General features: G+C 69.4%; 27 protein-coding genes and 1 pseudogene. 12 read left to right on the top strand and 16 right to left on the bottom strand.

Annotated features, from left to right (window positions below; translation table 11 throughout):
* Positions 1–82 precede the first annotated feature (82 nt).
* Positions 83–1780, bottom strand: coding sequence for a D-alanyl-D-alanine carboxypeptidase/D-alanyl-D-alanine-endopeptidase (gene dacB, locus OH768_RS29390; protein WP_406458546.1), 1698 nt, complete (start codon positions 1778–1780; stop codon positions 83–85).
* Between the two features lie 79 nt (positions 1781–1859).
* Between dacB and OH768_RS29385 the strand changes: the two genes are divergently transcribed.
* Together OH768_RS29385 and OH768_RS29380 are read left to right on the top strand one after the other, a co-directional pair.
* The gene (locus OH768_RS29385; RefSeq protein ID WP_019070224.1) at positions 1860–2351 is read left to right on the top strand and encodes an inorganic diphosphatase; all 492 of its coding nucleotides are present in this window, start codon (positions 1860–1862) and stop codon (positions 2349–2351) included.
* A 105-nt stretch (positions 2352–2456) separates the two neighbouring features.
* Positions 2457–4094 carry a threonine/serine exporter ThrE family protein gene (locus tag OH768_RS29380; RefSeq protein ID WP_406458544.1) on the top strand — a complete coding sequence of 546 codons (1638 nt, stop codon included), beginning with the start codon at positions 2457–2459 and terminating at the stop codon, positions 4092–4094.
* A 118-nt stretch (positions 4095–4212) separates the two neighbouring features.
* On the opposite strand, the gene OH768_RS29375 is transcribed toward OH768_RS29380, so the two are convergent.
* Positions 4213–5112 carry a DedA family protein gene (locus tag OH768_RS29375; protein WP_406465491.1) on the bottom strand — a complete coding sequence of 300 codons (900 nt, stop codon included), beginning with the start codon at positions 5110–5112 and terminating at the stop codon, positions 4213–4215.
* Positions 5113–5256: 144 nt separating this feature from the next.
* Between OH768_RS29375 and OH768_RS29370 the strand changes: the two genes are divergently transcribed.
* Positions 5257–5622 (top strand): YbjQ family protein, encoded by a 366-nt coding sequence (locus OH768_RS29370; protein ID WP_043685301.1) that lies wholly within the window; start codon positions 5257–5259, stop codon positions 5620–5622.
* Between the two features lie 15 nt (positions 5623–5637).
* Here the strand turns inward: OH768_RS29370 and OH768_RS29365 are convergent, their stop codons facing one another.
* Positions 5638–6420, bottom strand: a complete 783-nt coding sequence (locus OH768_RS29365) for a MerR family transcriptional regulator (protein WP_406458542.1) — start codon at positions 6418–6420, stop codon at positions 5638–5640.
* 134 nt (positions 6421–6554) lie between these two features.
* Between OH768_RS29365 and OH768_RS29360 the strand changes: the two are divergent.
* Positions 6555–7839: pseudogene (locus OH768_RS29360) on the top strand (ion channel protein).
* A gap of 42 nt (positions 7840–7881) precedes the next feature.
* Positions 7882–9288, top strand: coding sequence for a glutamate decarboxylase (locus OH768_RS29355; protein ID WP_406458540.1), 1407 nt, complete (start codon positions 7882–7884; stop codon positions 9286–9288).
* A gap of 160 nt (positions 9289–9448) precedes the next feature.
* Here the strand turns inward: OH768_RS29355 and OH768_RS29350 are convergent, their stop codons facing one another.
* From OH768_RS29350 to OH768_RS29325, 6 genes are all read right to left on the bottom strand, one after another.
* Complete coding sequence (locus tag OH768_RS29350) at positions 9449–10210, bottom strand: ABC transporter permease (protein ID WP_406458538.1); 762 nt, start codon at positions 10208–10210, stop codon at positions 9449–9451.
* The gene (locus OH768_RS29345; protein ID WP_406458536.1) at positions 10207–11181 is read right to left on the bottom strand and encodes an ATP-binding cassette domain-containing protein; all 975 of its coding nucleotides are present in this window, start codon (positions 11179–11181) and stop codon (positions 10207–10209) included. Before OH768_RS29345 ends, OH768_RS29350 begins: the two co-directional genes overlap by 4 nt.
* An 84-nt stretch (positions 11182–11265) precedes the next feature.
* Entirely contained in the window at positions 11266–11907 is a 642-nt protein-coding gene (locus tag OH768_RS29340) for a PadR family transcriptional regulator (protein WP_406458534.1), read from the bottom strand.
* Between the two features lie 24 nt (positions 11908–11931).
* Positions 11932–12480, bottom strand: a complete 549-nt coding sequence (locus OH768_RS29335; protein ID WP_406458532.1) for a DinB family protein — start codon at positions 12478–12480, stop codon at positions 11932–11934.
* 130 nt (positions 12481–12610) lie between these two features.
* On the bottom strand, positions 12611–14071 hold the full coding sequence (locus OH768_RS29330; protein WP_406458530.1) for an aldehyde dehydrogenase family protein: 1461 nt from the start codon (positions 14069–14071) through the stop codon (positions 12611–12613).
* A 90-nt stretch (positions 14072–14161) separates the two neighbouring features.
* The gene (locus OH768_RS29325) at positions 14162–14986 is read right to left on the bottom strand and encodes a helix-turn-helix domain-containing protein (protein WP_406465489.1); all 825 of its coding nucleotides are present in this window, start codon (positions 14984–14986) and stop codon (positions 14162–14164) included.
* A 354-nt stretch (positions 14987–15340) separates the two neighbouring features.
* On the opposite strand from OH768_RS29325, the gene OH768_RS29320 reads away from it, so the two are divergent.
* The gene (locus tag OH768_RS29320) at positions 15341–15853 is read left to right on the top strand and encodes an ATP-binding protein (protein ID WP_406458528.1); all 513 of its coding nucleotides are present in this window, start codon (positions 15341–15343) and stop codon (positions 15851–15853) included.
* A 66-nt stretch (positions 15854–15919) separates the two neighbouring features.
* Here OH768_RS29320 and OH768_RS29315 read toward each other — a convergent pair whose 3' ends face one another.
* The 5 genes from OH768_RS29315 to rpmG form a co-directional block, all read right to left on the bottom strand.
* The gene (locus OH768_RS29315) at positions 15920–16138 is read right to left on the bottom strand and encodes a DUF397 domain-containing protein (protein ID WP_051105974.1); all 219 of its coding nucleotides are present in this window, start codon (positions 16136–16138) and stop codon (positions 15920–15922) included.
* Positions 16139–16458: 320 nt separating this feature from the next.
* Entirely contained in the window at positions 16459–16692 is a 234-nt protein-coding gene (gene rpsR / locus OH768_RS29310; RefSeq protein WP_019070238.1) for a 30S ribosomal protein S18, read from the bottom strand.
* A 2-nt stretch (positions 16693–16694) separates the two neighbouring features.
* On the bottom strand, positions 16695–18218 hold the full coding sequence (locus tag OH768_RS29305; RefSeq protein WP_406458526.1) for a GTP-binding protein: 1524 nt from the start codon (positions 18216–18218) through the stop codon (positions 16695–16697).
* 2 nt (positions 18219–18220) lie between these two features.
* Positions 18221–18469, bottom strand: coding sequence for a type B 50S ribosomal protein L31 (locus OH768_RS29300; protein ID WP_406458524.1), 249 nt, complete (start codon positions 18467–18469; stop codon positions 18221–18223).
* Between the two features lie 5 nt (positions 18470–18474).
* Complete coding sequence (gene rpmG / locus OH768_RS29295) at positions 18475–18639, bottom strand: 50S ribosomal protein L33 (protein WP_030361075.1); 165 nt, start codon at positions 18637–18639, stop codon at positions 18475–18477.
* Between the two features lie 74 nt (positions 18640–18713).
* Here rpmG and rpmB point away from each other — a divergent pair, with 74 nt between their 5' ends.
* From rpmB to OH768_RS29275, 4 genes are all read left to right on the top strand, one after another.
* Positions 18714–18950, top strand: a complete 237-nt coding sequence (rpmB, locus tag OH768_RS29290; protein ID WP_262063132.1) for a 50S ribosomal protein L28 — start codon at positions 18714–18716, stop codon at positions 18948–18950.
* Positions 18950–19255 (top strand): 30S ribosomal protein S14, encoded by a 306-nt coding sequence (gene rpsN / locus OH768_RS29285; RefSeq protein WP_406458521.1) that lies wholly within the window; start codon positions 18950–18952, stop codon positions 19253–19255. Before rpmB ends, rpsN begins: the two co-directional genes overlap by 1 nt.
* Before the next feature lie 74 nt (positions 19256–19329).
* Complete coding sequence (locus OH768_RS29280; protein WP_406458519.1) at positions 19330–19854, top strand: hypothetical protein; 525 nt, start codon at positions 19330–19332, stop codon at positions 19852–19854.
* A gap of 52 nt (positions 19855–19906) precedes the next feature.
* Entirely contained in the window at positions 19907–20431 is a 525-nt protein-coding gene (locus OH768_RS29275) for a DUF4232 domain-containing protein (RefSeq protein ID WP_406458517.1), read from the top strand.
* Between the two features lie 6 nt (positions 20432–20437).
* On the opposite strand, the gene OH768_RS29270 is transcribed toward OH768_RS29275, so the two are convergent.
* Entirely contained in the window at positions 20438–21553 is a 1116-nt protein-coding gene (locus tag OH768_RS29270) for a DUF2786 domain-containing protein (protein WP_406458515.1), read from the bottom strand.
* Positions 21554–21774: 221 nt separating this feature from the next.
* Here OH768_RS29270 and OH768_RS29265 point away from each other — a divergent pair, with 221 nt between their 5' ends.
* Positions 21775–22290, top strand: coding sequence for a GNAT family N-acetyltransferase; N-acetyltransferase (locus tag OH768_RS29265; RefSeq protein ID WP_406458513.1), 516 nt, complete (start codon positions 21775–21777; stop codon positions 22288–22290).
* 68 nt (positions 22291–22358) lie between these two features.
* On the top strand, positions 22359–23075 hold the full coding sequence (locus OH768_RS29260; protein WP_406458511.1) for a Clp protease N-terminal domain-containing protein: 717 nt from the start codon (positions 22359–22361) through the stop codon (positions 23073–23075).
* Between the two features lie 10 nt (positions 23076–23085).
* Here the strand turns inward: OH768_RS29260 and OH768_RS29255 are convergent, their stop codons facing one another.
* Positions 23086–23631 carry a Uma2 family endonuclease gene (locus OH768_RS29255; protein ID WP_406458509.1) on the bottom strand — a complete coding sequence of 182 codons (546 nt, stop codon included), beginning with the start codon at positions 23629–23631 and terminating at the stop codon, positions 23086–23088.
* Between the last annotated feature and the right edge of the window lie 155 nt (positions 23632–23786).

Below are 23786 nucleotides of genomic sequence, written 5' to 3'. Positions count from 1 at the left end.
AAGGGTGCTGTCGGGTCCAGGGCACCCGGTGTCGGTGGCTGTGCCCACCAGTTCCGCCTTGCGGAAAGCCTGCCCACAGCGGTTACGAACTACAGCCGCAGGCCGCCAGTGCCGTCGCCGTGTGGTCCAGCGCCGCCTGGGCCTCCAGTGTGTTCGTCGTGTTCGACGTCAGGAAGGCGAAGGCCAGGAGTTGGCCGTCCTTGTCCACGACCGTGCCCGCGAGTGTGTTGACGCCGGTGAGGGTGCCGGTCTTGGCGCGTACGACGCCTGCCGCGCCCGTGGCGTCGGTGTAGCGGGTCGTCAGGGTGCCGGTGAAGGCGGCGATGGGGAGGCCGGTGAGGACCGGGCGGAGTTCGGGGTGGGCCGGGTCGCCGGCCTTGACGAGGAAGGCGGTCAGGAGGTCGGCGGTGAGGCGGTCGTCGCGGTTGAGGCCGCTGCCGTCGTTGAACACCGCGCCTTTGACCGGGAGTTGAAGCTTCTTCAGCTGGGCGGCGATGGCGGCAGCACCCCCGTCGAAGTCGGCCCGCTTGCCCGTCGCGACCGCGGTCTGGCGGGCCAGGGCCTCCGCGATGTCGTTGTCGCTGTTGGTCAGCATCCGCTCGACGATGTCGGACAGCGGCGGTGAGGAGACCGTGGCGAGGGTGTCCGCGCGGCCGGTCGCTTTCGAGGGGCCCGGGGACGTCGTCCTGACGCCGTGCTCCTGGAGGAAGCCCGCGAACTTCTCGGCCGCGTCGGCCGCCGGGTCCGTCACTCGCCGCACCGGACCGCTGGACGAGTCGTCGGTACGGCCCTCGTCGGCCATCAGGGCGCTGACCGGGGCGAGGTTGTCGTTGACCCCGATCGGGTGGAGTTCGGAACCGGCGTACAGCGTCGTGTCGTACGACAGCGTCACCTCGTGCACGCCGCGCTTCTTCAGGGCGGCGGCCGTGCTGTCGGCGAGAGTCCGCAGGCTCGCCCAGCCCTCGGCGTCCTTGTGGGCGGTCAGGGTGGGGTCACCGCCGCCGACCAGGACGAGTTCACTGGTGTCGGGCTCCAGCGCGGTGCGGGTGGTGAAGCGGTGGTCGGCGCCCATCGCGGAGAGCGCGGCCACGGCGGTGGCGATCTTCGTGGTCGAGGCCGGGGTCAGCGCGTCGTCGGCGCCCACTCCGTAGAGGCGCTTTCCGGTCGACACGTCGACCACGGCGGCCGTGTGGCGGGTGCCGAGCGCCGCGTTGTCCAGGAGGGGGTTGAGGACGTCCGCGAGGGCTGTGCCGGTCGGCGCGGACTTCACCGTGTTCGCGGAACCGCCGAGGGCAACCAGGACGGATGCGGCGCTGGGCGCGGGTCGGGGTGCCTTGGCGGACGTATCGGAATTACGGCCGTGATCTACGCCACCTGAACGTTCCTGTGCGACTGCGTGGTCCCGCTCGGCCGTACGCTGACCGGAGGAGTCCCAGGGACCGGCGGCGGTCACCACGACGGCGGCCAGCGCCATCCCTGCGGTGGTGGCGACGGCGGTGAACCGCCAGGTTCTGTCGGGCCGCGGCAACTTCGCGACCCGCGGTGACACGGCGTCAGTGAGCCGCGTCACCCGGGGTCTCACAGCTTGGGTGATCCGCGCGACCCGGGGTTTCACGGCCTGGTTGATCCGTGCAGCCTGGGGTTTCACAGCTTGCTTGACCCGCGTGACCTGCGGTTTCACGGATTGCGCGGCCCGCTCGAGACGGGGCCGGACGGCTCGCGCGACCCGCGCCACATGGGGTCTCGCGGCCCGCCAAGGCGTCAGCTCCGGCACGACCACCAGCCCCTTTCGCGATCACACACCTGCGTGAGGGACACTTAACCACCAGAACTATGTGCTGATCATGGAGGAGCCACCGGTGGAGTTCGACGTCACGATCGAGATCCCGAAGGGTTCGCGGAACAAGTACGAGGTGGACCACGAGACCGGTCGGATCCGCCTGGACCGTCGACTCTTCACCTCGACCAGTTACCCGGCCGACTACGGCTTCGTCGAGAACACTCTCGGCGAGGACGGCGACCCGCTGGACGCGCTGGTCATCCTGGAGGAGCCGACCTTCCCCGGCTGCCTCATCAAGTGCCGCGCGATCGGCATGTTCCGGATGACCGACGAGGCCGGCGGCGACGACAAACTGCTGTGCGTCCCGGCGTCCGACCCGCGTGTGGAGCACCTGCGTGACATCCACCACGTGTCGGAGTTCGACCGCCTGGAGATCCAGCACTTCTTCGAGGTCTACAAGGACCTGGAGCCCGGCAAGTCGGTCGAGGGTGCCAACTGGGTGGGCCGTACGGACGCCGAGGCGGAGATCGAGCGCTCGTACAAGCGGCTGAAGGAGCAGGGCGGCCACTGAGCCCCCTGTCCGCAAACGGGCCGCACGCGCACGCGTGCGGCCCGTTTGCATGTCTGTGCGCATACTGAGGATCACCCGGAGGCGTCGTACAGGGAGTGCTACGGAGTGACGGAAGCGGAGGACCGCAAACCGCAGTCGGACGAGGTCAGGAGCGCGTTCACGGCTCCCCAGGGCGTCGCGGCCGTTGACAGCGAGTCGTCTACGACGTCCGAGTTCGCCGTTCCGCGCGGGCTCGACGTGGCCGTGCCGGCCGCGGACGAGTCCGAGGGGTCGGCGTTCAGTCCGCCCAGCACCTACCGCGCCAGAGAGGCACCGCCCGCCTTCACCCCGCCCACCGGCATTCCCCTCGTCAGCCTCACCAAGGACGTGCCCTGGCAGGACCGGATGCGCACGATGCTGCGGATGCCGGTGACCGAGCGGCCCGCGCCGGAGCCGGTGCAGAAGCCGGACGACAGCGGCCCCGCCGTCCCGCGCGTGCTCGATCTGACGCTCCGCATCGGCGAGTTGCTGCTCGCGGGCGGGGAGGGCGCGGAGGACGTCGAGGCGGCGATGTTCGCGGTCTGCCGCTCCTACGGCCTCGACCGCTGCGAACCGACCGTCACCTTCACCCTGTTGTCGATCTCCTATCAGCCCTCCCTGGTCGACGATCCGGTGACCGCGTCGCGGACCGTACGGCGCCGGGGCACCGACTACACGCGGCTCGCGGCCGTGTTCCGGCTGGTCCAGGACCTCAGCGACCCGGAAACCGCGCTCTCCTTGGAGGACGCCTACCGGCGGCTCGCGGAGATGCGGCGCAACCGGCACCCGTACCCCGGGTGGGTCCTGACCTCCGCCAGCGGGCTGCTCGCCGGCGCCGCCTCCGTGCTCGTCGGCGGCGACATCGTCGTGTTCTTCGCCGCCGCGCTCGGCGCGATGCTCGGCGACCGGCTGGCGTGGCTGTGCGCGGGGCGCGGGCTGCCGGAGTTCTACCAGTTCACGGTCGCCGCGATGCCGCCCGCCGCGATAGGGGTCGCCCTCACGGTCGCCAACGTCGATGTGAAGGCCTCCGCGGTCATCACCGGCGGTCTCTTCGCTCTGCTCCCCGGGCGGGCGCTGGTGGCGGGCGTACAGGACGGGCTGACCGGCTTCTACATCACCGCGGCGGCCCGGCTCCTGGAGGTCATGTACTTCTTCGTCGGCATCGTGGCCGGCGTGCTGACCGTCCTGTACTTCGGCGTGAAGTTCGACGCCCAGCTCAACCCGGACGTGGCCCTGGGCAACTCCGAGCGGCCCCTGTGGCAGATCGGCGCGTCCGTCCTGCTGTCCCTGACCTTCGCCGTCCTGCTCCAGCAGGAACGATCCACCGTGCTGCTCGTGTCCCTCAACGGAGGTGTCGCCTGGTCGGTCTACGGCGCGATGCACTACGTCGCCGGGATCTCGCCGGTTGCCTCTACGGCCATTGCGGCGGGCCTGGTCGGGCTGTTCGGGCAGTTGCTGTCCCGGTACCGGTTCGCGTCGGCGCTGCCGTACACCACCGCGGCGATCGGGCCCCTGTTGCCAGGGTCGGCCACGTATTTCGGGTTGTTGGCGATCGCTCAGAACGAGGTCGACAAGGGGCTGGTTTCGTTGGCCACGGCGGCGTCGTTGGCCATGGCCATCGCGATCGGGGTGAACCTGGGGTCGGAGATCTCTCGGTTGTTCCTGCGGGTTCCGGGGGCTTCTGCGGGGGCGCGGCGGGCGGCTAAACGGACTCGGGGGTTCTGAGCGCCCAGTAGCGCGGGGGGCCTTGGCCGTCGGCGGGTGCGGGTTCGTTGTGGCTGGTCGCGCCCGCGCGGCGGAGCCGCAAATCGAACGGTCCCGCGTCCCTTGGGGTGCGTTGCAGCTAGCTCTGCGGATAGCCCTGGTTGTCGTACGGCGGGTACTGCTGGTTTCCGTACTGCTCGTTCCCGTACGGCTGCTGTTGGACGTACGGCTGTTGCTGCTGAGGCTGCGCGTAGTACTGGTCGTAGCCGTTGTTCTGGTCGTAGCCGTTGTTCTGCTGCTGGGGCTGCTGCTGAGGGGTGTCCACGCGGCGGAGCTGAGTGGTCGAGTCGTCCATGATGACCGGGAACGGCTGGGTCGCGGCCGGGTCGGCGGGCTGCTCGGCGGGGGTCCGGGGGGCCTTCTTGGCCTTGGAGCGGGCGCGGAGGAACTCGATGACGATCGGGATCACGGAGACGAAGACGATCAGGATGAGGATCGCTTCGATGTTCTTGTGGACGAAGTCGATGTTGCCGAGCCAGGAGCCGAGCAGGGTCACGCCCGCGCCCCACAGGACGCCGCCGATGATGTTGAAGGTGAGGAACGAGCGGTACTTCATGCCGCTGACGCCGGCGATGATCGGCGTGAACGTGCGCACGATGGGCACGAAGCGGGCCAGGACCAGGGACTTGGGGCCGTACTTCTCGAAGAACTCGTGCGCCTTGACCACGTTCTCCTGCTTGAAGAGGCGCGAGTCCGGGCGGCTGAAGAGCGAGGGGCCGACCTTCTTGCCGAAGACGTAGCCCGCCTGGTCGCCGAGGATCGCGGCGACGCAGATCAGCGCGACGGCCGCCCACAGCGGGAAGTCCAGGGTGCCCGCGGTGATCAGCAGGCCGCAGGTGAACAGCAGGGAGTCACCCGGCAGGAAGAACCCGATGAGCAGGCCGGACTCCGCGAAGACCACGAGCAGGAGGCCCCAGATCCCGAACCGGTCGAGCATGGTGTTCGGGTCGAGCCAGCTCGGGCCGAGGGCGAGCGTCATCACGGTTCCGGGCTCCTGAGGGGTGGAGGGAGGTGCCAGCGTCCAGGTACAGCCGCACAAAGCTATCAACGCGATGTGTCCGCCCCAGGTTCCACCGGTGTCTCCAGGATGCACTGTGCGCCGCATAGGACAAAGCTGTGAGCCATGGGTATCGACGAATACGGCGGCGGCCAGGGGCCGCAGGCCGATGTGCTGGTCGTCACGACGAACGACGTTCCCGGGTACCGGGTCGAGCAGGTGATCGGCGAGGTGTTCGGGCTGACCGTGCGCTCACGGCATCTCGGCAGCCAGATCGGCGCCGGTCTGAAGTCGATGGTCGGCGGTGAGCTGAAGGGGCTCACCAAGACCCTTGTGCAGACCCGCAACCAGGCCATGGAGAGGCTCATCGAGCAGGCACGCGCGCGTGGCGCCAACGGCGTCCTGGCGTTCCGCTTCGACGTGACCGAGGCGGCGGACGTGGGCACCGAGGTGTGCGCCTACGGGACGGCGGTGGTCCTGGCCCGGGTGTGACCCCGGGCCGGGTCCCTAGGAGGTGTGCCGGGACGCGTTCGCCAGGATCGCGTCCCGGAGGTGTTCGGCCAGACCCGGGGCCATCGAGTCGTAGAAGGCCTTGAAGCGCTCGTCGGAGACGTACATCCCGGCGAGGCAGACGTGCATCTCGTAGGAGCACTCGTAGAACCACCGGTCGATGTGGAGCCGGTGCTCCTCGGCCAGGTCCAGGGCCGCCCCGGCGGTGGGTGGTTGGCCGGCGGTCACCAGGGTGGCGTACCGCTCGCTCCAGGCGTCGACCTCGGCCTGGAGGCGTTTCCAGTCGGCCTTGGTGTAGCGGGCGGCCCGGCGCTGGGACTCGGCGTAGGCCTCGGTGCCGCCCCAGCGCTGTTCGGCCTCTTCGGCGTACTGCTCGGGGTCCTTGTCGCCGAAGACCTCGAAGCGTTCCTCGGGGGTGAGGTTGATGCCCATCGTGCGTGCCTCCATGGCGTGTTCCACGGCCTCGGCCATCTTCCGGAGCTTCTCGATCCGGGCGGTCAGCAGCTCGTGCTGCCGGCGCAGGTGTGCGCGCGGATCCGTCTCCGGGTCGTCGAGCAGGGCCGCGACCTCGTCGAGCGGGAAGCCGAGTTCCCGGTAGAACAGGATCTGCTGCAGCCGGTCGAGGTCCGCGTCGCCGTAGCGCCGGTGACCCGCGTGACTGCGCTCGCTGGGGACGAGCAGCCCGATGTCGTCGTAGTGGTGCAGCGTGCGCACGGTGACCCCGGCGAATCCGGCGACCTGTCCCACGGAGTAGGAGTCCTGTCCTACGGAGTGGCTCACTTCCGCTCCCTTCTGTTTCCGCGCTCCACGGTGAGGCCTCACGTCACGTGAGGTGCAAGCCCCGCAAGCCCCCACGTTCTCAAGATGGTCGACCTCAAGATGTTGGGTCCGTTTTGCCCGCTTATGGTGATCGCGTGGCCCAGGACAGCGCGCAACAGGCACCCGTTGCTCCTACGACCCCGGCGCGCACCCCGCTGCCGTTGATCGTCCCTGCCCTGGTCGTGGGCGTGCTCGCGAGTCTGCTCTTCCTCGGGGTGAGCGAGGCGGCGGAGCGGCTCCAGCACGTGCTGTGGAAGAACCTGCCCGACGCCCTGGGCATCGGGCGGTACTCGGTGCTGTGGATGCTGGTCATGCTGACCGCGACCGGCATCGCGGTCGGGCTGGTGGTCTGGAAGGTGCCCGGGCACGCCGGCCCCGATCCGGCCACCACCGGCCTGGAGGCCGTACCGCTGCCGCCCGCGGTGCTGCCGGGCCTGGTGCCGGCGACCGGGCTGATGCTCGTGGGCGGCCCGAGTCTGGGGCCGGAGAACCCGATCATCGCCGTGAACGTGGGGCTCGCACTGTGGGCGGGACGCAGGCTGGCGCCCCGGGTGCCGGGCGGGGTGTGGGGAGCGCTGGCCGAGTCGGCGCCGATTCGGCGCGCTGTTCGGGACGCCGGTCGCGGCGGCACTGCTCATCTCGGAGGCGCTGGCCGCGCGGCAGACGAAGGGAGCACTGTGGGACAACGTGTTCGCACCGCTGGCCGCAGCCGGGGCTGGCGCCATGACGACCACCCTGGTGGCCCATCCGACCTTCGACCTGCATCTGCCCGCGTTCGGCAGGCCCGGCTGGGGAGATCTGCTGGCGGCCTTGGTGCTGGCACCGCCGGCCGCACTGCTCGGAATGACCGCGGTCTACCTCTTCCCATCCGTCCACGGCGCCCTCTCACGGCTCCGGCACCCCACGCTGGCGCTTCCGGCCGGTGGACTGGTCCTGGGCCTTCTGGCGGCCGTGGGAGGCCATCTGACGCTCTTCAAGGGACTGGACGAGGTCGGCGAACTGGCCGCCGCCCCGGAGGGGTGGTCGGCGGGCCAGTTCGCGACGATGAGGGTGGTGAAGCTGGCCGCGCTGGTGGTCGCCGCGTCCTGCGGCTTCCGGGGCGGCCGGATCTTCCCGTCGGTGTTCATCGGCACCGCGTTCGGTCTGTTCGCCCACGCGGTCGTGCCCGCGGTGGATCCGGCACTCGCCGTCGCCGCAGGCGTGCTGGGCATGCTTCTCGCGATCACCCGGCAGGGCTGGGTGAGCCTGTTCACGGCCGCGATCCTGGTGGCCTCGCCGGCGATCCTCGCCCTGCTCTGCATCGCCTCGCTGCCGGCCTGGCTGCTGGTGACCGGTCGACCGCAGATGCAGTTGCGCCCGGACGGAACTCCGGTCCGCTGACACCCGTTGATCCTTTTGATTCTTTCCGCAGGAGGCACGCGCATGCCGTTGCACAAAGGTCCCGAGCAGCCCGAAGAGCGCCCGATGTCGGTGAACCCCTTCTACGGGGAGGCCAATCCGGTCGGCGGCATGACCGAGGCGCCGCCCAAGCACCGGCTCCCGGACGCACCGCTGCCGCCCATGACGGCGGCCCAGCTCGTGCACGACGAGCTGATGCTGGACGGCAACTCCCGCCTGAACCTGGCGACTTTCGTCACCACCTGGATGGAGCCGGAAGCCGGCGTCCTGATGGCGGAATGCCGGGACAAGAACATGATCGACAAGGACGAGTACCCACGCACCGCCGAGCTGGAGAAACGCTGCGTGGCGATGCTCGCCGACCTGTGGAACGCCCCGGACCCGTCGGCCGCCGTCGGCTGTTCCACGACCGGTTCCAGCGAGGCCTGCATGCTCGCCGGCATGGCCCTGAAGCGCCGCTGGATGCAGCGCAACAAGGACCGCTACCCGGCAGCCCGGCCGAATCTGGTGATGGGCGTCAACGTCCAGGTCTGCTGGGATAAGTTCTGCAACTTCTGGGAGGTAGAAGCACGCCAGGTCCCCATGGAGGGCGACCGCTTCCACCTCGACCCCCAGGCCGCCGCCGACCTGTGCGACGAGAACACGATCGGCGTCGTCGGCATCCTCGGCTCCACCTTCGACGGCTCCTACGAGCCGATCGCCGACCTGTGCGCCGCCCTCGACGCCCTCCAGGAGCGAACGGGTCTCGACATCCCAGTACACGTTGACGGCGCGTCCGGCGCCATGGTGGCCCCCTTCCTGGACGAGGACCTGGTCTGGGACTTCCGCCTCCCGCGCGTGGCCTCGATCAACACCTCGGGGCACAAGTACGGCCTGGTCTACCCGGGCGTCGGCTGGGCCCTGTGGCGCGACGCGGAGGCCCTCCCGGAGGAACTGGTCTTCCGCGTCAACTACTTGGGCGGCGACATGCCCACCTTCGCCCTCAACTTCTCCCGCCCCGGCGCCCAAGTAGTAGCCCAGTACTACACATTTCTACGACTCGGCCGCGAGGGCTACCGCGCGGTACAGCAATCCACCCGCAACGTGGCCCAAGGCCTGGCAGACCACATCGAAGCCCTGGACGACTTCAAACTCCTCACCCGGGGCGACGAGTTGCCGGTCTTCGCCTTCACCACCAACCCAACCATCAAGGCCTACGACGTCTTCGACGTCTCCAGCCGTCTCCGAGAACGCGGCTGGCTGGTCCCGGCCTACACCTTCCCGGCCAACCGCGAGGACCTCTCAGTCCTCCGCATCGTCTGCCGCAACGGCTTCTCCGCAGACCTGGCAGAGCTCTTCCTGGACGACCTGACGCAACTACTCCCCCAACTACGGAACCAGCCGTACCCCCTCACCCGCGACAAGGGAGCGGCAACGGGCTTCCACCACTGAGCCCGCCACCCGCGTACGGCGCGAAGGTGACGTGTCGGGGGTGTCCGCCCGCAGCGGTTGGCGCGTCAACACCGCCAGATTCTCGAGTGACCGATTCCGCGCCGTTCCGAGGACGGACACCCCCCGACGCGGCACCGACCCACACCGAACGGAAGGCGACTCACCGCCCAAGCCCCCGGAACCGCCGTACGGCAAGCGGAAAGAAAACAGCCAACAACGCAAGCGGCCAGACCACAGCAGCCCAGACATGCCCCGGTTCCCCACCGGGACCGCCGAAGAGATCACGTACGGCGGTCGCGGTCTGGGACATCGGATTCCACTGAACAACCGTGCCCAGCCAACCAGGCATAGCGGCAGGCGTGGCAAGCGCGTTGGACAGAAACCCGACCGGCCAGACCAAGATCTGCACGGCCTGCACCATCTCGGGCCGCCCCGCCACGAGCGCCAGCTGAATGCCGACCCACAACATGGCGAACCGAAAAAGCAACAGCAGCCCCACGGCGCCCAAAAAGCCCCCCGGGCCACCCTGCGGGCGCCACCCCAGCGCCAGCCCGACCCCGATCAGCACGACCAGCCCGATCGCCGACTGAAGCATGTCCGCGGCCGAACGCCCCACCAGGACCGCTCCGTCGGCCATCGGCATGGACCGGAAACGGTCGATCACCCCCTTGTTGAGGTCCTGGGTGACAGCAAGCATCGTGCCCTCCAGCCCGAAGGCCATGGTCAGCGCGAGCATCCCCGGGACCAGGTAGTCGACGTAGGCCCCCTCGACCGCCCGCCCACCGCCGACCAGATAGCCGAACATCAGCAGCAGCATCACCGGAAAAACGAGACTCACCACAACCTGCACAGGCTGCCGCGCCCAGTGGGCGAGTTCACGCCGCGTCATGGTCCAGGAATCCGTCAGGACATACGCGCTCACGCAGCCTCCTTCTCCGCTCCCGTGAGATGCAGGAACACCTCATCCAGCGTCGGCCGCCGCAGCGCCACGTCCTCGGCGTCTATCCCGGCCTCCTCCAGCGCCCGTACGACACCGGAGAGTGCCGTCATCCGGTCGGTGACCGGCGCGCTGAGCAGCCGACGGTCGACGTCGACGGAGACGCCCGCCTCGGGAACGAGCAACAGGGCGACGGCGGCGCCCAGTTGACCCGCGTCGCGCAGGACGACGTCGATACGGTCGCCGCCCGTGCGGGATTTCAGCTCGTCCGGGGAGCCGTCGGCGATGACCCGACCCTGGTCAACCACCGAGATGCGCCCGGCGAGCTGGTCGGCCTCCTCCAGGTACTGGGTGGTGAGCAGAACCGTCGTACCGCCCCCGACCAGGGAACGAACCGCCGACCACACCTCGGCCCGGCCGCGCGGATCGAGGCCGGTCGTCGGCTCGTCCAGAAACAGGATCTCCGGATCGGTGACGAGCGAGGCAGCGAGGTCCAGCCGGCGTCGCATGCCCCCGCTGTACGCGCGGACGGGCTTGCGGCCGGTGTCGCCGAGGTCGAACCGCTCCAGGAGTTCGTCGGCACGCACGCGCGCGTGGCGGGCACCGAGATGGTGCAGACGGCCAAACATCTCCAGGTTCTGCCGACCACCCAACTCCTCGTCCAGAGCAGCGTGTTGACCGAGCAGACCGATACGAAACCGAACCGCGCGCGCCTCGGTCAGGACGTCGTACCCGGCCACCTCCACCCGGCCGGAGTCGGGCCGCAGCAGGGTGGACAGAATGCGGACCAGTGTGGTCTTGCCCGCGCCGTTGGGCCCGAGCACGCCATGCACGGTGCCGCGAACGACCCGAAGGTCGAGCCCATCGAGCGCCTTCTTCACGTCCTTGGCCTTCTTACCCCCCTTACCCCCGTACGTCTTATGTGCGCCCTCAACGCTGATCGCCATCTCGGCCACGCGAGCACCCTCCACTAGTCAAGTTTGACTACCCACCCAAACGCCACGAAGGTAACGCCGCGGCCGGCCATTAGTCAAACTTGATTAGCGAGCATCCCCAGGATGCCGCTCCCCCGTCGCGTAAGGGTTCTCCTCGCCGTCCCGCAGGACACCGACGAACGGCGCACCCTCCCCCGCGAAGGTGTACGCCCCGCCTTCGATGCGGTCGATCAACCCCTGGGTCCAGGCGGCCTCCGCGTCGGCCGTGTGGATCCAGAGGTTCATGATCTCGCCGATGTGGCCCAGCTGTTCGGGGCCGTCCTCGGGGATGTAGTGCTCGGTGACCGAGGCCCGCCACTCGGCGATACCCCGGGTGCGCTCCTTCAGCAGCGCCACCGCCTCCGCCCTGGGCAGCTCGACGACGAAGCCGATGGCGGCGGACTTCACGTCCATCTGCTGGTCGTACGACGTCAGGGCCTCCCGCAGCAGCCGGAAGAACTCCTCGGTGCCCCAGTCGGTGATCTCGTACTCGGTGCGGGGCGGCCCCCCGGCCGTGGACGGCGCGATCTCGTGGGCGTGCAGAAGGCCCTGCTTGGCCAGCTGCTTGAGCGCGTGGTAGATCGAGCCGGGCTTGGCGTTGGACCACTCGTGGGCGCCCCAGTACTCGAGGTCGTTGCGCACCTGGTAGCCGTGGGCCCGCCCGTGCTGACGCACGGCGCCGAGCACGAGGAGACGGATCGCTGACATGGGGCCAGCGTAGGACCCGGCAGGTCAGCCCCAGCTCGTGCCCTGCTCCTTGGCGACCAGCTCGAACGCGGTGGCGCCGTCGAGGGACTCGCGGATGATGTCGGCGTGGCCGGCGTGCCGGGCGGTCTCACGGATCAGGTGCAGACAGAGCCAGCGCACGGAGACGCGCCCCTCGGGCGGGAACCACGGGTCGTTCGGGAGCGGAAAGGTGTCATCGAGGCTGGGCACCGACCGGACGTAGGTCTCGGTCTCGTTGGCGACCTTCTCCCAGTAAGCGAGCTGCGACTCGACGGTCTCGCCGTCAACGAGCTGGAACGTCTCGTGCCAGTTGGTCTGGTCCCGCTGGATGGCCGGCGGCTCCTGCTTGGCCCGCGCGATCCAGGACTGCTCGAGCTCGGCGACATGCTTGAGGAGGCCGGACAAGGAGAGTTCGCTCGCGCTGGGCTTGCCGGCGGCCTGTTCCTCGGTCAGTCCGAGCAGCGCCCGGCGGATGCCGCCCCGCTGCTCCTCGACGAACGTGAGCAGCGCCCCGCGCTCGTCGCCCCGCGCCTCTGCCGCTACGTGCGTGACCATGGCCTTCGCCTTTCGCCGGTGTCGGCGGGGAGCCCGTCTCCCTGCCCGACACCGACGAAGCTACGGGCCATTGAGGTCAGATCCTGTCCTCAATGGCCCGGCCCACAGCTACGTACTCAAGAAAGACGAATCAGAACGGGAACCCGCTCCGCCCGTGCTGCACCGAGATCCACTTCAGGGTGGTGAACGCGTCCAGCATCGTGTCGCCGTTGAGGCGGCCGAGGCCGGAGGACTTCTCGCCGCCGAAGGGGACGATGGGCTCGTCGTGGACGGTGCCGTCGTTGACGTGGAACATGCCGGTGTCGATCTGCTTGGCGAAGTTGACGCCCCGCTCGATGTCACCGGTGTGGACGGCGCCGCTCAGCCCGTACGGCGTGTCGTTGACGATGCTCACCGCCTCCTCCTCGCCGTCGAACGGGATGAGGAAGGCGACCGGGCCGAAGACCTCCTGGCGGAGCAGTTCCGAGTCGGCGGGGAGGCCGGTGAGGACCGAGGGCGCGACCAGGTTGTCGTTGGTCGTGCCGTGGACCAGCGCCGTCGCGCCTTCCGCGATCGCCTGCTCGACGACACCCGAAAGGGCGTCCGCCTGCGAGGAGTTGATGACCGGGCCGACCACGGTCTGCGGGTCGCGCGGGTCGCCGACCTTGAGCGACTTGACCTTGGCGACGAACTTCTCGGTGAACTCGGGGGCGATCGAGCGGTCGACCAGGACACGGTTCGCGGCCATGCAGACCTGGCCCTGGTGGACGTAGCGGCTGAAGACCGCCGCGTCGACCGCGTAGTCGATGTCAGCGTCGTCGAGGACCACGAGGGCGCTGTTGCCGCCGAGTTCGAGCACCGAGCGCTTGAACTGCGAGGCGCAGACGGTCGCGACGTGGCGGCCGACCTTGTCGGAGCCGGTGAAGGAGATGACCTTCGGGATCGGGTGCTCGATGAACGCGTCGCCGATCTCCGCGATGTCGGTGATGACGACGTTCAGGAGGCCGCCCGGCAGGCCCGCGTCCTCGAAGATCTTCGCGACCAGGGAGCCGCCGACGATCGGGGTGTTCTGGTGCGGCTTGAGGACCACGCCGTTGCCCAACGCCAATGCGGGGGCTACCGACTTGAGGGAGAGCAGGAAGGGGAAGTTGAAGGGGCTGATCACGCCTACGACGCCCACCGGGAGGCTGTAGACGCGGTTCTCCTTGCCGTCGACCGGCGAGGGGATGATCCGGCCCTGGGGGCGCAGCGCGAGGTGGATCGCCTCGCGCAGGAACTCCTTGGCGAGGTGCAGTTCGAAGCCGGCCTTGAGGTGCGTGCCGCCGAGTTCGGCGATGATCACCTCGGCGATCTCCTGCTCGCGGTCCTCGATGAGCCGCAGGGCCTTCTCGAACACGGCGCGGCGGGCATAGGGGTTGGTCGCGGCCCACGTCTTCTGGGCCCGGGCGGCGGCCTTGTACGCTTCGTCGACCTCGTCGACCGTGGCTATCGTGATCGACGCCAGCTTCTCGCCGTCGTACGGGTTGAAGTCGATGATGTCCCAGGAGCCGGTGCCCGGGCGCCACTCACCGTCGATGTACTGCTGAGCCAGGTCGGTGAAGTAGGACGACATGTGTGATCCCTCAATCGCTAGCAGACACGATCAACAGCAGACCCGATCATCGATCATCACGGTCTGATCACACGTCATCGTACTTGTGTTTCAAGAGAGTTGAAGCAGTCCCCGGAGAAGATCCCGGCTCTCGTCCGGGCCCGGGCTGTCCTGCTGGAGCTCCTTGAGAGCCTTCTCGTACTGGGCCACGTCCTCGGCCTTGTCGAGATACAGCGCGCTGGTGAGCTGCTCCAGGTAGACGACGTCGGAGAGGTCCGACTCCGGGAAGGAGAGGATGGTGAAGGCGCCGGACTCGCCGGAGTGGCCGCCGAAGCCGAACGGCATGATCTGCAGCCGGACGTTGGAGTGTTCGGAGACGTCGATCAGATGCTGGAGCTGACCGCGCATCACCTCGCGGTCGCCGTAGGGGCGGCGCAGGGCGGCCTCGTCCAGGACGATGTGGAAGTCCGGGGCGTTCTCGTTCACCAGGTACTTCTGCCGCTCCAGGCGCAGCGCCACGCGCCGCTCGATGTCGGCCACGCTCGCGCCCTTCATGCCGCGCCGGACGACCGCGCGGGCGTACGCCTCGGTCTGCAGCAGTCCGTGCACGAACTGCACCTCGTAGGCGCGGATGAGTGAAGCTGCGCCCTCCAGGCCCACATAGGTGGGGAACCAACTGGGCAGGACGTCCGAGTAACTGTGCCACCAGCCCGCTACGTTGGCCTCCTTCGCGAGGGAGAGGAGTGAGATGCGCTCCGCCTCGTCCGTGATGCCGTACAACGTCAACAGGTCCTCTACATCCCGCGTCTTGAAGCTCACTCGCCCCAGTTCCATGCGACTGATCTTGGATTCGGAGGCACGGATCGAGTACCCCGCGGCCTCGCGAGTGATCCCACGTGCTTCCCGCAGTCGCCTGAGTTGCGAGCCGAGCAGCATCCGCCGCACCACCGATCCGGGCTCTCCCGCGCTCACGTTCGCCAGCCTCCCCAACCGTCTTCAGGGGCCGCAGTCTGCCACTAAAACACTTCGAGCAGTACTCGTTCGATTACAGAAATGGAAAGAAGAGGCCGCTGTTCACAGGAAGCTGTCAGGAAGTCGTCAGCAAGACGCAAGGCCGGAGCGCGAGAACGGCGTGAAGTTGGCGGAAAAAATGGCCAACAAGCGGTACGGGAGGGTCCAATTCGGTCAGCTGCACGTGCATCTGCCCTTGCATCTGCCCTACGCATCCGAAACCATGGTCTCGCGCCACCGCTGCATCGCAACGACCGCGAATTCCCGGGAGTGCCTCGCATGGGGACGAATGGATCGACCATGCTCGAGCCGTTACGGCAGGGCCTTCCGCCGCTGGACCCTTCGGCCGTGTCCAGCGCCGCGTCGTGTTCTCTGCCCGCCCGCTACGAAGCGGTGCGCGAGGCACGGCAGTTCACCCGTCGCACGCTCGACCAGTGGGACATAGGCGACCGCTTCGACGACGCCTGCCTGGTGGTCTCCGAGCTCGTCACCAACGCGCTGCGGCACGCGCTGCCGGCCAACACCCCGCGCGCCGCCGAGCAGGGGCCGCCCGTGCGGCTGCATCTGATGCGGTGGACCGAGCGGCTGGTGTGCGCGGTGCGCGACCCCAGTCACGACAGTCCCGTCACCCGCGACTCGGAGGACTTCTCGGCGGAGTCGGGCCGCGGCCTGTTCCTCGTCGACTCGTTCAGCGACGGCTGGGGGTGGCACCCGCTGGCGGGCACGCTCAGCGGCAAGGTGGTCTGGGCGCTGTTCCGGCTGCAGCCGGACTGTCTGCGCGATGACACGTGAGAACCGCGGCGCATTTTGGCGCCGCGGTTCTACGCGCGTTGTGTGCCCGATGTCCTGCGGTGACCGCTATCCGGCTATCAGGTGGTCGAACTCGCCGTCCTTGATGCCCAGGAGCATCGCCTCGATCTCGGCGCGCGTGTAGACGAGCGCGGGACCGTCGGGGAAGCGCGAGTTGCGCACCGCGACGTCGCCGCCGGGCAGCCGCGCGAACTCCACGCAGGAACCCTGCGAGTTGCTGTGCCTGCTCTTCTGCCAGGCCACTCCGTCCAGCTGCGTGGCAGCCATGCCGTTGTACACGTCGAACCCCAAGTACACGCTGTCAACGCGGTGGTCCACAGGTCGCTCCCGGTTGTGCACTGGCTGGTGTGGCCATTGATGCAGTGGTCAACTGTTCCGGATCATAGCCCTGTTCATGTGCAGATGCATGGGCAGATGCACGTGCACGCGGGGTGCTCCTCCGGTTACAGCTTTGACGACTGCTTTACCGATGCCGTTCCAGCGTCTGCCCCAGTCCTCGCGGGACATGTCCTTCCGCTACTTCCTCACAGGACGTGCACTAGTGAAGACGCACGGCGGGGCCCTCGTGTTCCGGGAGGGGACGGCGGCTATCGGGTCGCGTAGGGCAACAATGCCATCTCCCTGGCGTTCTTGATCGCGGCGGCCAACTGCCTTTGCTGCTGGGCGTTCACACCCGTGACTCGGCGGCTGCGGATCTTGCCGCGGTCGGAGACGAACTTCCGCAGCAGGTCGGTGTCCTTGTAGTCGATGTACGTCACTCCGGCCGCGTCCAGGGGATTGCGGCGGGACTTGGCAGTCTTGCGCTCGGGCTTGCGGGGCACGGTCAGATCTCCAGGAGGGCGTCGAAGGCGGGCGGCAGGCGTTTCCAGGCGGCGCGGCCTGCGGCGTACTCGGTGTCGGTCAACAGGCAGTGGTCCAGGAGCCGTTCGAGGCCGTCGCGGTCCAGGCCGGGGGACGTGAAGACGAGGTGCTGACAGCGGTCGCCGTGCTCCGGGTGCCAGTCGAGCGCGGCGGCGGCGCGGCGCACCGGGGGCACCAACTCCCAGGCGGCGTCGGGCAATGAGGCCAGCCACGGGCCCGCGCCCTCCACGCACAGGGCGCCGCCGGCCGCGTCCCAGTGGAGCAGCGCGTCGGGCTTGTCGGCGAGCCAGAACCGGCCCCGGCTGCGGGCCGCGGCGCAGGTCAGGTCCTCCAGCGCCGCGTACAGCCGCTCCGGGTGGAAGGGCCGGCACCGGTGCCAGACGAAGGTGCTCACCCCGTACGCGTCGGCCTCGACGGGGAGCAGGGCACAGGCGGGGTGCTGGGCGGCGGCAGCGGCCTCGACGTCGAAACCGGCGAGGGCGGCGGCCGCCAACTCGCTGCGCGGGGGCGGGGCGGAGCCCGCCGGGTCGCCGTGGGCAGGCCAGGCAGAGCCTGCCGGGTCGCCGGGCACAGGCCCGGCGGAGCCCGCCGAGTCGCCGGGCGCAGGCCCGGCGGGATCCGTCAAGTCGCCATGCGCAGGCCGGGCAGAGCCCGCCGAGACGCCGGGCACGGGCCAGGCAGAGCCCGCCGAGACGCCGTGCGCAGGCCGGGCAGAACCCGCCGAGACGCCGGGCACAGGCCAGGCAGAGCCCGCCAAGTCGCCGTGCGCAGGCCCGGCGGGATCCGCCGGGTCGCCGGGCACAGGCCAAGCGGGATCCGGCAAGTCGCCGGGCACGGGCCAGGCAGAGCCCGCGTCGCCGTATTCGCCCCGGGCGGGGGCCGCCAAGTCACCTCCCCCCAGCGGTATTTGCAGGGCTGTCGGATGCAACTGCCCCAGCAGCTCCCGGTCCTCGTCGTAGGCCTCCTCGGAGTCGAGGACCGCGAGGGCGGGGGCGTACTCCAGTTGGCGGGCGAAGGTGTCGGCGACCGTGCGCTGGTCGGTGGCCGCCGCCGCGAGGCCGGCGTCGGCGAGGTCGTCGCCGTTGCCGAGGCAGGGCAGGAGCAGGGCCGGGTCCACGGCGGTGATGACGCCGGTGACCGTGAGGCCGCCGGAGGTGATCACCTCGGCCATCGCCTTGGGCTCGACGGAGTCCCACAACTCGACGATCGCGAGCCGGACTTGACCGGTCGCCGCCAGTCGGCGCAGCTCGGGGACCAGGTCCTCGCGGAGCGCGCAGCACGCGCAGTCGTTGACGAGGGGGGCCTCGCCGGCGTCGAGGATGCCCGTGGCGTCCCGGATGGTGCGGATGACGGTGCCGGCGGCGGCCGTAGCGAGGTCGTGGTGGAGTACGACGCTGCCGGGGACGTCGTGGAGGAGTTGGGCGACGGTCGCTCTGCGGGCGTCGGCGTGCAGGCCGGCGACGATCGCGACGGAGAGGTCGGGCACGGTCAGTCCTGCTTCCCGTACCGGCGCTCGAAGCGCTCCACACGGCCGGCCGTGTCCAGGACGCGGGCGGTGCCGGTGTAGAAGGGGTGGCTGACGTTCGAGATCTCGACGTCGACGACGGGGTAGGTGTTGCCGTCCTCCCACTCGATCGTCCTCGCGCTCGTCATCGTCGAGCGGGTGAGGAAGGCGTGGTTGGCGGCCCGGTCCCGGAAGACGACGGGGCCGTAGGGCGGGTGGATGTTCTCGCGCATCTCGGTCAGCGCTCCTCTCGGAAGTCGACGTGGCGGCCGGCGACCGGGTCGTACTTGCGCAGAGTCAGGCGGTCGGGGTCGTTGCGGCGGTTCTTGCGGGTCACGTAGGTGTAGCCGGTGCCGGCGGTGGACCGGAGCTTGATGACCGGGCGGAGTTCGTTGCGAGCCATGCTGATACCTTACTGAAAATGAATTCCATTAACAGCATCGGCTACGGCCCCGATCGAGGAGAGGTACGTCACCCGTGTCCGCCCACTGCATGCTGACCGGCGCACAGCCCGGCTTCGGCAACCGCATCTCCCACTCCCACCGGCGCACCTCGCGCCGCTTCGACCCGAACATCCAGTCCAAGCGCTACTGGCTGCCCGGCGAGGGCCGTTACGTACGGCTGCGGCTGAGCACCAAGGGGATCAGGACCGTCGACGCGATCGGCGTCGAGGCGGCCGTGGCCCGGATCCGTGCCCGCGGGGTGAGGATCTGATGGCCAAGAAGAGCAAGATCGCGAAGAACGAGCAGCGGCAACGGGTCGTCGCGCGGTACGCGGCGAGGCGGGCCGAGCTGAAGGAGATCATCCGGCGGCGCGGCTCGACCGAGGCCGAACGGGCCGCCGCCCAGCGGGAGTTGCGGAGCCAGCCGCGCGATGCCAGTGCCACCCGGATCCGCAACCGCGACCAGGTCGACGGGCGGCCCCGCGGGTACTTCCGCGCGTTCGGGCTGTCCCGGGTGAACCTGCGCGGGCAGGCTCACAGCGGATACCTACCCGGCGTCCATAAATCCTCCTGGTAGTCACTGGTAACTTGCTGCGGTCGTCCGGCCAAGGCCGACCGGACGGCCGTCCGGCTACAGCTTGGGAGCTACCAGTGACTACGGCGATTTCGACGGTGTCGACGGTACGGATCGCGGCGGCCGCCGCCGGTCTTGCGGGCGCACTCGTCCTGACCGCGTGCAGCGGAGGCGACTCCAAGGACGACTCCTCGTCCACGCCGAGCGCGACCTCGGCCCCGACCGCGAGCGCGACCTCGACCGCGGACTCCGGGGGCTCCACCGGCAGCAGCCCGTCGGCCGCCTCCGACGAGCTGCAGGGCAGCTGGCTCGCCACCACCGACGGCAAGGCCGTGGCGCTCGTGGTCACCGGCAAGCAGGCCGCCCTGTTCACCACCGGCGGGAGCATCTGCAGCGGGACCGCCGGTGAGGAGGCGGGCATGCAGATGATCCACCTCAAGTGCACGGACAAGAGCACGACCCGGGCGACCGGAATGGTCGGCTCCGTCAGCAAGTCGGGCCTCTCGGTCACCTGGTCGGGCAGCCTCGGCAAGGAGACCTACACCCGCGCCGAGGGCGGAAAGCTGCCGTCCGAACTGGCGACGGCGGGCCTCGGGCAGTAGCCCGGTCCTGGTCGTGTCGGCGGACCGGCGCCGGGTGCGGGATGATCCCCTCATGCGCACCATTCCCCTCGCCGTCACCGCCGTCGCGTCGGCCCTGCTCCTGACCGCGTGCGGCGGCAGCGGCTCCTCCTCTTCCTCCTCCGACGGCAAGAACGGCTCGGCCTGCTCCTTCGACGGAGTCGCCGTCCAGGTCGGTCCCGCCAGCACCGCCCCGTCCGCCGGTGACACGGGCGAGGTTCCCGTCTCGCTCACCAACCAGAGCAAGCCGTGCACCCTGGACGGCTTCGCCGGCGCCTCCCTGGAGGGCGGCGGCACCAAGGTCGCCCTCGCCACCCAACAGGGCGCCAAGGCACAGAAGCTGAAGCTGGCCAAGGGCGACGCGGCGTCCTTCACCATCACCTATGTCCGCGGCAAGGCGGGCGACAAGCTGAGCCTGGCCGCCACCAAGCTGGTCATCACCCTGCCCGGCAGCAGCGGCAGCGCGAGCTACAAGTGGTCGTACGGCCCCGTCCAGGGCAAGACCTCCGTGAGCGACGCGGACGCCTCGGTCAGCGCCTTCACCCAGGCCGGCGACTGACTCCCCTCAGTCCAGCCGCGGCCGGGCCCCGACCTGGGCCCGGTCCGCCGCCTCGGCGCCCTGCGTCCAGCCCGCCTCGTCGCTGACCCCGCGCAGCCGGGTCGTGGTCGTCTCCGGGAACATCTCGTCGAGCCGGCCGGTGACGGCGACCTCGCGGGTGGCGAGCACCGGAAGCAGATCGTCGGTCAGCTGCGTCCCGGCGGCCTCGGCCAGCCGGGTCCCGATGCGGTGGGCGTAGGCCGCGAGGAAGGACTGCCGGAAGGTCTTGGTCCGCCGCCGCCCGCCCGCGCGCTGGGCCGCCTCCGCCTTCGTCATCGCGGTCGTGGCCTGCACCAGCAGCGAGGTGTACAGCAGCTCGACCACCTCCAGATCCCCCTCGAACCCGACGACGGTCGAGAAACCGAAGGCCTCGTTCCACACCGCCCGGCAGTGGTTCGCTTCGGCGACCGCGTCCAGCAGCACCGCCTTCGCCTGCTCGTACGGCGCCTCGACCCCGATCCGGCACGCGCCGGGCGCGTCCTTCGCCGGCGCCTGCGCGTCGAGCAGCGCCTCGTCGATACTGTGCCGCGCCATCAGCTCCTGCGCCTTGGCGCTCAACGCCTCCGCCTCCTCCGGAAACCCGGTCGCCTCCGCCTTCGCGAGCAGCGCGCGGATCCGGGTGAGCATCCGGGACGCGGGTCGCCCGCCGTCGTGCCGCCGCTTCGGCTCGTCCAGGGGTTCGAGACCCGGCAGCCGCAGCAGCAGCCGGTACAGCTCCAGCACGGTGGTGGCGTGCGTGAAGCGATCGGCGCGGGCAGGTGGCGCGGCGTCGGCGAGTTCGTCCAGCTGCGCGGCCCACCGCGGGCCGCGCGCCCGGTCGTCGGGTGCCTGCGCGCGAATCAGCTCCGACAGCAGCCGTACGTGTACGTCCTCCAACTCCCGCCGGACCAGCCGTACGACATCTGCGGGCTGCCACCCGCGCCGCCAGGCCGCCGCCACGAACTCCCGCCCCCGCCGGTCGAGTTCGGCGTCGGCCGCGGGGTCGGCGGCGAGGATCGAGGCACCCGTGTCGAGGGCGTCGTGGGTGTCGGAGTAGAGGGCGGCCTCGAAGGCGCGCTCGACGGTGCCGGTCGTGCTGCTCACGGGTCGATCGTGTCATGGGGTGGAGGGGAGGGGGGACCCTGAAAAAAGTGCGCCACTTTTCGCTGAAGTATCACGCTTTTTAGGGCGGGCAGGGGTGGGCCCACCTCGGCAGGCGGGACGAAGAAGCTCATTCATCCACACCCTGTGGACAACCAACTCCTGGCGGAACCAAGGGCGTTGGAGTGCTGGTAACACAGTGCCTACTACACCAAGGAGGCCCCATGCAGTTGCGCAACGTCACAGCGGACGACGTCGACGCCTACATCCAGATGCGGTGCGACCCGGTGATGATGGCCGATCTCGGCGGCCCCCTGCCGCGTGAACTCCAGCCCGACAAAACGCGCCGAGACGCCGCCGAGGCGGCGGCCGACATCTGCTGGATCAAGATGATCATTCCTGACCCGGACACTCCCGCCGTGGTGGCCGGGTCGGTGACCATCTGGTCCCACAGCAGCGACGAAGGGCCCGTCTCGGAGATCGGCTGGATGGTCCTGCCGCAATTCCAGGGGCGCGGCCTGGGCAAACTCGCGGCCCGAGCCCTCCTCGAACAGGCTCGCGACGAAGACCGCTGGGGCGTGGTGCACGCGTTTCCGGCGACGGGCAACGCGGCCTCGAACGGCATCTGCCGGTCGCTCGGCTTCCGCTTCATCAGCGAGCGGAACGTCACGTTCGCGGACCGGGTCCTGCGGAGCAACCACTGGGCCATCGATCCCCATACCGACCTGAAGCCAGCCTGACAGCCACTACTACGGCCAGGTGTCAACCTGGGGTTGACGGCCACACACTGTCAACCTACGGTTGACACATGACGACCGATCCGAACGGCACCGCATCCGTACGTCTCGACGACCTCATCGCGGCCATCAAGAAGGTCCACCCCGCCCCGCTCGACCAGCTCCAGGACGCGGTCATCGCCGCCGACCACCTGGGCGACGTGGCCGACCACCTGATCGGCCACTTCGTGGACCAGGCCCGGCGCTCGGGCGTCTCCTGGACGGACATCGGCAAGAGCATGGGCGTCACCCGGCAAGCCGCGCAGAAGCGCTTCGTGACGAAGGAGTCGGCGGACCTCGACCTGAGTCAGGGGTTCAGCCGGTACACCGTACGGGCCCGCAACGTGGTGATGGCCGCCCACAACGCGGCCGTCGCCGCCCGCAACCCCGAGGGCCGTCCCGAACACCTCGTCCTCGGTCTGCTCGCCGAACCGGACGCCCTCGCGGGCAAGGCGATCACCGCACAGGGAGTTTCCCTGGACGCCGTACGCCAGGCGGCGGCCGCGGCGCTGCCGCCGGCCGCCGAGGAGGTCCCGGACCTCGTCCCCTACGGGCCCGACGCCAAGAAGGCCCTGGAACTCACCTTCCGCGAGGCCCTGCGCCTGGGCCACAACTACATCGGCACCGAACACATCCTGCTCGCCCTGCTGGAACACGAGAACGGCGAGGGCGTACTCAACAGCCTGGGCATCGACAAGCCCACCAGCGAACGGCACATCGCCGAGATGCTGCACCGGCTCCAGGGCTGACGGGCCGACCTCAGAACTGGCTCGTGTCGAGGTCGAAACCGAGCGGCTCCGGCAGCGCCACGGTCTTGGAGATCTCGATCTCGGCGGCACGCGTGTAGCGGTCCTCGGAGGGCTCGCTGTAGACGATGACCGTCCCGGCCTCGCGGTCGATCAGCAGGTAGCAGGGGATGCCCGCACGGGCGTAGCCGCGGAGTTTGGGCCCGCGGTCGTTGTCCGCGGTGGACTCGGAGGTCACCTCGCCGACGAGGACGACCGGCGCGGGGTCGTGATAGCGCTGGTCGTCGGCGAAACTGCCCTTCGGGGCGATCACCAGGTCCGGGATGACCTTGCCGGTGTCGGATGCTCCCGAAACGTGCAGACCGAGGCCGGTGTACGTACGCAGCTCGCGGTCCTGACGGTTCAGCGTCACCTGCTCCGCCGTCTCGGACACGATCTCTTCATGCTCCCCATTGGCCGGAGGCACCACGTGGATCTTCCCTTCGATCAACTCCACGCGCCAGCCCTCCGGGGCGGCGGCGTCGAACGCATCGAAGGCGGCCTCGACGGACGCGTCCATGCGCCCCTCCTCCGTCGGACTCGGATGAGGACTCGGTCGGCGCTCTGGGGCGGTCAGTGCCACGGCGGACCTCCTTCGTACGGAGCGACCCTGCCAGCGTAGGCGAGAGGGCCGCCCGCGATCTCGCGATGCGTCACTCGTACGAGTGTGCGCGT

This window comes from Streptomyces sp. NBC_01622, assembly GCF_045209635.1.
Classification (GTDB): domain Bacteria; phylum Actinomycetota; class Actinomycetes; order Streptomycetales; family Streptomycetaceae; genus Streptomyces.
This window is presented reverse-complemented; position numbering and strand designations above follow the sequence as displayed.

Coding starts and splice junctions, on each gene's coding strand:
- OH768_RS29330 (WP_406458530.1), bottom strand. CDS start 14,071: ATGTCGTCCTACTTCACCGACCTGGCTCAGCAGTACATCGACGGTGAG.
- OH768_RS29315 (WP_051105974.1), bottom strand. CDS start 16,138: ATGGCTGCCACGCAGCTGGACGGAGTGGCCTGGCAGAAGAGCAGGCAC.
- OH768_RS29320 (WP_406458528.1), top strand. CDS start 15,341: ATGGGGACGAATGGATCGACCATGCTCGAGCCGTTACGGCAGGGCCTT.
- rpmG (WP_030361075.1), bottom strand. CDS start 18,639: ATGGCTCGCAACGAACTCCGCCCGGTCATCAAGCTCCGGTCCACCGCC.
- OH768_RS29255 (WP_406458509.1), bottom strand. CDS start 23,631: ATGGACGCGTCCGTCGAGGCCGCCTTCGATGCGTTCGACGCCGCCGCC.
- OH768_RS29325 (WP_406465489.1), bottom strand. CDS start 14,986: ATGCTGCTCGGCTCGCAACTCAGGCGACTGCGGGAAGCACGTGGGATC.
- OH768_RS29260 (WP_406458511.1), top strand. CDS start 22,359: ATGACGACCGATCCGAACGGCACCGCATCCGTACGTCTCGACGACCTC.
- OH768_RS29265 (WP_406458513.1), top strand. CDS start 21,775: ATGCAGTTGCGCAACGTCACAGCGGACGACGTCGACGCCTACATCCAG.
- OH768_RS29275 (WP_406458517.1), top strand. CDS start 19,907: ATGCGCACCATTCCCCTCGCCGTCACCGCCGTCGCGTCGGCCCTGCTC.
- OH768_RS29370 (WP_043685301.1), top strand. CDS start 5,257: ATGGGTATCGACGAATACGGCGGCGGCCAGGGGCCGCAGGCCGATGTG.
- OH768_RS29355 (WP_406458540.1), top strand. CDS start 7,882: ATGCCGTTGCACAAAGGTCCCGAGCAGCCCGAAGAGCGCCCGATGTCG.
- OH768_RS29340 (WP_406458534.1), bottom strand. CDS start 11,907: ATGTCAGCGATCCGTCTCCTCGTGCTCGGCGCCGTGCGTCAGCACGGG.
- rpsN (WP_406458521.1), top strand. CDS start 18,950: ATGGCCAAGAAGAGCAAGATCGCGAAGAACGAGCAGCGGCAACGGGTC.
- OH768_RS29300 (WP_406458524.1), bottom strand. CDS start 18,469: ATGCGCGAGAACATCCACCCGCCCTACGGCCCCGTCGTCTTCCGGGAC.
- OH768_RS29335 (WP_406458532.1), bottom strand. CDS start 12,480: ATGGTCACGCACGTAGCGGCAGAGGCGCGGGGCGACGAGCGCGGGGCG.
- OH768_RS29375 (WP_406465491.1), bottom strand. CDS start 5,112: ATGACGCTCGCCCTCGGCCCGAGCTGGCTCGACCCGAACACCATGCTC.